Source organism: Photobacterium sp. R1 (assembly GCF_054600795.1).
Window position 1 is genome coordinate 1 of the sequence record NZ_BAAHZP010000626.1, and the last position, 264, is coordinate 264.

General features: G+C 51.9%; 1 protein-coding gene. It reads left to right on the forward strand.

The features are described 5' to 3' along the window. On the forward strand, positions 1-264 hold a 264-nt coding region (locus ACYP03_RS26565), incomplete at both ends, for an NAD-dependent epimerase/dehydratase family protein (protein WP_459782751.1).

The window sequence follows — 264 nt, forward strand, 5'->3', positions numbered from 1 at the left end:
TGTTCACGGAACGCTTGTGTTGGTTGAAGCAATGCGTGAAGCCGGTGTGAACAGCGTTATCTTCAGCTCATCGGCGACAGTGTATGGTGATCCGGCAAGTGTACCTATTCTGGAGTCTTTCCCGACCAGTGCGACTAACCCATACGGGCGCAGTAAACTGATGGTAGAAGAGTGCCTGACGGATATCCAGCATGCCCATCCTGAGATGAGCATCACACTGCTGCGTTATTTCAATCCGGTTGGGGCGCATGAGTCAGGAGAAAT